Genomic DNA, 5795 nt, shown 5'->3' with positions numbered 1-5795 from the left:
AGATGGCTGCTAAGCTCGATTCCTGAGTTATTGTACTTTTAATATCTGGTTAATTTTTTGATCTACTCGAAATTGCTAACTACAGTTGTTATTAGGTAGCTCGCCTCAACGAGCCGTAATCAATGCGAAGGGAATCGCCTGAAGCACTACTTTCCCCTTGTGTAGTGCTTCTTTTTCCAACTTCACTCCCCACAAACCTTATTACCATCACCCAATCTGAACTTCCTCTAATGTAACATGACGTTGCTGCTTTAACTCTTGGTAGATCGATTTAAACTCGTTAGCGTAAAAGGTATCCCAACAGTTCTTTCTGCTTAGGATTGGATCAAGGTCGTCAGCGTGCCATAGAGAGAGATCTAAGCATTCCCTAAAGCATTTTTTTGTGTAGTTGTAATCACGGTCGATATTCTGGCGTAACCGTAAAGCATTAATTAAGTGCTTCTCACGCTCGATGATGGTTTGAACTTGTTCGAGCATAATCTGTTTCTTATTGTAGAACGAAGAATCATCAAACACTTTATCATCCAGTTTAGAGGCAATCAGTGGCATTACTATGGTTTTAGCCAGTTCGACAACAAGGATTTCAAGCTCTTCTTGAAGTGCATCATCATAGCTCTCGTTGTTGTCTGACTGTATCGACCAGCACCTGTTTAACTCTTTGATAGAACGATGAAGCTCAAAAGCGTGTTTGTAGATTTCGGTTTCAACGTCATCAGTCGTTGCTTCAGCCAGTAATTGTTTGACTTGCTCTTCTTTGAGTTTGGCAAAACCTTTCAGTTTACCTCGCTTTGCAATTGAACGATTGAGGTCGAACAATTGGTTGAGATAAGTTGAAGGAGTGCAACCGTTAAGAAAATCATCACTCATTTTGTTAGTGATAAACTCATTATCTACAGATTTAAACCATCCAAGTTCATTATGAGTGGTACGAAGTTCACCGTTATTGAAGTTAAAGAGATACGTTATGTCAGAATGACTAAAATACAGCGTATTCCAGAGCGTTCTTCTGTGTTTAATGCCACCGAGTAAAGCGTTTACCGTATGTTTGTTAATCATTATTAGCCTCCTTAACAAGAGCTTCGCATTGATTCAAGGTTCGAGCAGCCTCAAGTTCTACACCGAATGAAATACAGTGCTTGTATAGATGAAGTTCCTTCACTGCAAAACTTAAAAGCGCCTGATAACTCGCTGCATCGTCCTCGCTCCATTCTCTACCAATAACTGAATGTAAATACTGTAAGTTATTGACAAATAGATCGAAGTGATACGTTTGTATGTCACATTCAAAGGTTAATAGCTCACGAAAGTTATACCACATCGCTTTGACGTTCTCGTCCAGAACCTCTTCAAAGACATAGTCAAGACCTTCGATTAAAGCACTGTGAAGCGCAATGTCGTGCTTAGTTATAGATTGAATTTGCTTTGCTTTTATCAACATAATTATTCCTCCCTAAGCCACTAATTCTTTGTTCAATGCTTGTGTTGCATTTAAAGAACGTAGGAGCATTGCTGATAAGCTCGCTTCGTCAGAACCTCTGGCTTTTCGAATAGCAGCGTTAGTTATTAGTGTTGGTGAAGAACAACCTACAACTTTGGTCTGAGTGGTAAGACCGTTGGTCGCAAAATGGGAATACTCTAATAAAGCATCATGATTATAGATGATGTATGAGATCTCAAACTGGCTCTGGATATGGATTAGGTTGGTATATTCAATCTGAATGACAGCCACTTTCCCTATGAACTCATCTAAGTCGTTCAATACCATATCAAAAGCTTGGTTACTCCCTGACATAAAGTGATTTTTAAGTGTGGCGAGGATAAGAGCGCCAGAGCCACAAGCAATATCACTAAAAGTATTTTGTTTGTTAGAAGTAGCGTGAACCATTTGAGAGAGAGCATCAGCGACTTCTGGAGGTGTGAAGTGCTGACAGTGTTTAGATTTTACGCTGTTTTTCAATAAATTAATTTCAGCCATTACATCGCCAAGCACATCACGAAACGGTTTCTTCTTCACAACATTAAGATAAGCCGTAGTGAGCTTGGTACAGGCGTCTTGATATTCAAAAAGATCATTTGAAACAACGCCAGCGTTAACGTATTGATATTGCATCTCGACAAATACTTCGAAAAGCTTTTTCTCCGAGATGTTTAAGGTTTGGGCTTGGGTTTGCAGGGTTTTTAATAATTTTCTCATCGTTTATCTCCTTCTGTTTGTTTATCTAAAATATTTGCACAGACATCGATGACACATTTTTTTAGTGCCAGTCCCATCATCTGAGTTTGAAACTCTTCTGAAAGGTTGTAAGTGAAGTGAGCAAAAGCAAGGATTTGCGAAATCTCATCTAAACTTAGATTTTGTCTATGCTTCACTGTTTCGGTAATGGCAATCAATGTAGTGAGATCTAATTTTGATGGTAGATACACATTGTCCTCTAATACCATTTCGATGAAGTGCAAAGACATGTAAAAGTCATGTGCCAGTTCTTCGCTTTGATACAGTTCGTTTACTGTTTTTGATTGTTTATTCGTCATAATTTTCTCCTTACGTTATTTTTAGATATGACTTCTCTCTACCGTGTTTCAGGCATACATGTGAGATGTGTTCGATTTTGGGTTAACTAACTATTTTCAGTTTTAACTTATTGTGTTGAATGTCGCGAGGATATTCGCAAGGCAGATTATGTTCGCTTCGAGCAAAAGCGTTTTGTGCTTACCTTTGAATTGAGCTGAGTAGTGATTAACAATGAGTGCCAACATTGTAAAAAGTGTTGGATTGGATTGCTTAAGTGCTTTGACCGAACAACCTTCGACAATCGTTCGAGCGTATGTGTGCTCAGTGGTTGAGTAGTCGTGAACAACGGATTTGTAACGCTTAAAAAAAGAAGTATCAGCTGCACTGTGCTCTGTATAAGCTTTGTTGATGATACCAAGCGTAAAATCGACAAGTTGGTTTTGGCTTGATAAGGCAATAACTTGTGAAAACGCTTCATTATGAAGTGGGTGTGAGTAGTCAAAAGGCTTGAATTGCTTCAATAACAGATCACGGCTCATAGGGCGGTAGGTGTAGTTAAGTTGTTTGACTTCTTCATTGATTGAAGAAGTAACAGACTTGAGAGTTTGTTCTGACTGTTTGTTTTGCATATTTCTTTCTCCTGTAATGCAGGGAAAGAACAAAAGTTCCTATTGGTTAATTAAATACTTTGTAAATTGTGTTTTATATAATCTATGTCACCGACCATCTATAAACGTTAATGTAAAAGTTATCCTTTTTGACTTTGTTCTGTTCCGAATTTAGAAGGCGATAATAACGAATTAATTTGCAAATGTCAATATATTTTTATTGACAATGGTTGTAAGTTGTGATTTTAAAAAGAAAGGGCAAGGTTAAGTTGCTGTTATTATTGGTTTACTGTCAATTTATTATGCATTAATTTATATTTTAAAAAGTGTCTTTGTGTCTAAATAAGATGCCAAATTATTCTATTTATCACGGTCATAACCATTAAGTTCAACTCACAAATAACCTTGAATGATAGTGCCTCTCTACTAAAGAATTATTACCTAAATGAACGCATCTATGGCAAAGCTTGTTCTTACAACGCTTTGTCTTAAAAGCTGTTCTAATTCAACGATCTCAATCACCTTCTGTTTTGTCTTTAAGCCAGCTTCATTTTGAGCCTGATGACATGCTTTGATGTGCTGGTTTAGCTCAGCTAATTCTTTTGTCAGTGTCATAATGATTTTCTTGTTTTGTTCAGTGATAGTCAGTCGCTGAAACTTCGCCTTGCTCAATAAAAATAGCAGCTTATCAAGTTGAGAGGGTGACGTTTGGGTTGCGGTTAACCTTTGCTTTGCTCGGTCAAAATCTTGTAATAGCGTTGTTTTGACTGGCGTTGAAAGAGCGATGTCTTTTAGCTGCAATTTGGCGATATTAACCACCGATAGCGCTTCTTCTTGAGCTTTGTTAAGTGGCTTAGTTCTGAACTGAGTCATTGTCTTTTCAAATCTGAATTTATTGCTCACGCTTATGCGTCTTTTCGACTTCGCACTGTTTGATTGAGCCAGTGCTTTTACCTTTTCTTGATGCGCTTTAACAAACTCATCATCTTCACTTAATTGCTGGATCTGTGGTTGGGCTATCTCAAAATCAAACACCAGTAGCAGCTCTTGCAGAATGTGCAGATACGTTGGTAAGAACTGCTTATTTCTAACAGTGAGCTGTTCTGCTGCTGCAACTTTATCTTCGATTGTCTGATACTGGCTTATGTCAAAATCAACAGGGTATGTATCAGGCAGGAGTACTCGTAACTGTGTATCTAAATCCAGCAATTGCTGTGCGTTCGGTGCAAACAACGCTGATTGGTTGTTGTGGAGGGTTAAATCACCGCTTTGAACCGTTAACACTTCGCCATTGAATATTGCATTGATTAGTAGGGTTTTGTGCCTAAATCCGCATTTCAACGTCAATTCTGATAGATATTGTTCGACCTCCTTATTGGTTGAGTAATGAAAGAATTTTTTGCTCATTAATTAATTCTCCCCAATCGAGTTTTTAAAAGTTATCAGTTTTGATAACGATTCTTTTGAGTGGGGCGTGAAAGTGATGGGGTTATTTGTCCACTTCGGGGCTATTGAGAGAAGAATAATTTCTGGGTTTGAGTGTCTGATAGAACGGTTTAACAGTGTATTTGTGTGTTTGATTTGTGTCGTCATAGCGTCTCCTTTTCCTGTGCTTATCTCTATGTTGTATCGCACTTTTCAGATATTGCAATAGCACTTCTCTCACGACTGGTAAGGAGTCAACTGGGACAGTTGATTAGGTTTGATACGATACGCCCACGCAGTGGATAGGAGTATAAACCCTTGTCTTGCAATAGCTTTTGATCTTTTGGTTTGAATGTTTTGTGATTTTAGCGGTTTTGGATACGCCCTTTTTAGGGGGTAGGGAGTTTTACCAGCTCACCAGTGTAACAGGTGGATAGTCCAGGTGGTTTTTTGTTGATTTATCTTAGGCAGACCGTTGGACAATGGAGGTTCGATCTATCATAATCCGTGCCCCTTTTTACCAACCAGAGAGTTATTGTGTCTACCCCTACCATTTTTGATAAGAAATTGATTATTGCGTCCGTTAAAGCCGAGCTTGAACCAACACGCCAAGATCGACATGCAACGCCCGATATGTCTTGGGTGATGCAAATGGTTAGTGATGAGGTAGTAGAACAGACGCTTATTCACACTCGTGGTAATCAAGCGAAAGCATCAAGACTATTGGGGATGAACCGTGGCACTTATCGCTCAAAGATAAACGCTATTCGTGGGCGTAAGCTTTGGATTGACTGACACTTTTCGATTTCTTAATTCCTATCGCTCAAAATTAGCCTGTATTGCCACGATCTCGATTTAAAGGTGTATTGGCTTACCAAACCAGAGAGACGGGCTAAAAACCAAAATTAACGATGGTTGAGAGACACTTTCGTAGTTCTTTAGGCGTGGACTACGCTTATTTTCCTCAAATCTGGTCAATCGCTCTAATCTCCAGAGCAAATCCGCCCCTTTGGGGCATGTTCTGAGTTTGTTAGGCTTGGCAGTGGTGTATCTCTTTGCAATTATTTAGTTTTACCAGAATGGCGAACTTGTTCGCAGAGTTTGGATGACGATGAACGGTCAAGGCTTGCACTGGGCTTCAAGACAAAAGGAGAATGAAAAGGGCTGTTTTTAAAGTGTGGCGAGTCGGCTGGCTGGTCAGCGACTTTATATTAAAAAAGAAATTATATTAAGATTATTAAATATATTAA

General features: G+C 38.8%; 7 protein-coding genes. 1 reads left to right on the top strand and 6 read right to left on the bottom strand.

All coding sequences use genetic code 11. From position 1 onward, the window contains the following. Window positions 1–207: 207 nt before the first annotated feature. From R7127_RS25715 to R7127_RS25690, 6 genes are all read right to left on the bottom strand, one after another. The gene (locus R7127_RS25715; protein WP_104975199.1) at window positions 208–1056 is read right to left on the bottom strand and encodes a hypothetical protein; all 849 of its coding nucleotides are present in this window, start codon (window positions 1054–1056) and stop codon (window positions 208–210) included. Then, complete coding sequence (locus R7127_RS25710) at window positions 1049–1438, bottom strand: hypothetical protein (RefSeq protein ID WP_025590940.1); 390 nt, start codon at window positions 1436–1438, stop codon at window positions 1049–1051. Before R7127_RS25710 ends, R7127_RS25715 begins: the two co-directional genes overlap by 8 nt. A 12-nt stretch (window positions 1439–1450) precedes the next feature. Further along, window positions 1451–2194 (bottom strand): N-6 DNA methylase, encoded by a 744-nt coding sequence (locus R7127_RS25705; RefSeq protein ID WP_104975200.1) that lies wholly within the window; start codon window positions 2192–2194, stop codon window positions 1451–1453. Beyond that, the gene (locus R7127_RS25700) at window positions 2191–2532 is read right to left on the bottom strand and encodes a hypothetical protein (protein WP_140279556.1); all 342 of its coding nucleotides are present in this window, start codon (window positions 2530–2532) and stop codon (window positions 2191–2193) included. Before R7127_RS25700 ends, R7127_RS25705 begins: the two co-directional genes overlap by 4 nt. Before the next feature lie 102 nt (window positions 2533–2634). After that, a complete protein-coding gene (locus tag R7127_RS25695) occupies window positions 2635–3141 on the bottom strand; it encodes a hypothetical protein (RefSeq protein WP_213896142.1) in 507 nt (168 codons plus the stop codon). A 420-nt stretch (window positions 3142–3561) separates the two neighbouring features. Next, the gene (locus R7127_RS25690) at window positions 3562–4527 is read right to left on the bottom strand and encodes a hypothetical protein (protein ID WP_025590932.1); all 966 of its coding nucleotides are present in this window, start codon (window positions 4525–4527) and stop codon (window positions 3562–3564) included. Window positions 4528–5082: 555 nt separating this feature from the next. On the opposite strand from R7127_RS25690, the gene R7127_RS25685 reads away from it, so the two are divergent. Further along, complete coding sequence (locus R7127_RS25685) at window positions 5083–5340, top strand: helix-turn-helix domain-containing protein (protein ID WP_025573866.1); 258 nt, start codon at window positions 5083–5085, stop codon at window positions 5338–5340. Window positions 5341–5795 lie beyond the last annotated feature (455 nt).

Source organism: Vibrio sp. 1159 (genome assembly GCF_033340395.1).
GTDB classification, from domain to species: Bacteria; Pseudomonadota; Gammaproteobacteria; order Enterobacterales; family Vibrionaceae; genus Vibrio; species Vibrio alginolyticus.
This window is presented reverse-complemented; position numbering and strand designations above follow the sequence as displayed.

Bases quoted from the DNA above. Each gene is read 5' to 3' on its own strand.
- R7127_RS25700 (WP_140279556.1), bottom strand. From the start codon at position 2,532: ATGACGAATAAACAATCAAAAACAGTAAACGAACTGTATCAAAGCGAA.
- R7127_RS25715 (WP_104975199.1), bottom strand. From the start codon at position 1,056: ATGATTAACAAACATACGGTAAACGCTTTACTCGGTGGCATTAAACAC.
- R7127_RS25710 (WP_025590940.1), bottom strand. From the start codon at position 1,438: ATGTTGATAAAAGCAAAGCAAATTCAATCTATAACTAAGCACGACATT.
- R7127_RS25705 (WP_104975200.1), bottom strand. From the start codon at position 2,194: ATGAGAAAATTATTAAAAACCCTGCAAACCCAAGCCCAAACCTTAAAC.
- R7127_RS25690 (WP_025590932.1), bottom strand. From the start codon at position 4,527: ATGAGCAAAAAATTCTTTCATTACTCAACCAATAAGGAGGTCGAACAA.
- R7127_RS25695 (WP_213896142.1), bottom strand. From the start codon at position 3,141: ATGCAAAACAAACAGTCAGAACAAACTCTCAAGTCTGTTACTTCTTCA.